General features: G+C 52.2%; 1 rRNA gene. It reads right to left on the bottom strand.

Features of this window, described 5'->3' with window-relative positions:
* Positions 1 to 356, bottom strand: a 16S ribosomal RNA gene (locus HMPREF3264_RS12240); the annotation flags it as partial.

The following is a 356-nucleotide window of genomic DNA, read 5'->3' as shown; positions in this document are numbered from 1 at the left end:
CTTGACCTCGCGGTTTCGCCACCCTTTGTATTGTCCATTGTAGCACGTGTGTAGCCCAAATCATAAGGGGCATGATGATTTGACGTCATCCCCACCTTCCTCCGGTTTGTCACCGGCAGTCAACTTAGAGTGCCCAACTTAATGATGGCAACTAAGCTTAAGGGTTGCGCTCGTTGCGGGACTTAACCCAACATCTCACGACACGAGCTGACGACAACCATGCACCACCTGTCACTCTGTCCCCCGAAGGGGAAAACTCTATCTCTAGAGGGGTCAGAGGATGTCAAGATTTGGTAAGGTTCTTCGCGTTGCTTCGAATTAAACCACATGCTCCACCGCTTGTGCGGGTCCCCGTC

Source organism: Staphylococcus sp. HMSC62A08 (genome assembly GCF_001839105.1).
Lineage (GTDB): Bacteria > Bacillota > Bacilli > Staphylococcales > Staphylococcaceae > Staphylococcus > Staphylococcus caprae.
Note: the sequence above shows the minus strand (reverse complement) of the source record. Positions and strands in the feature narration are given on the sequence as shown.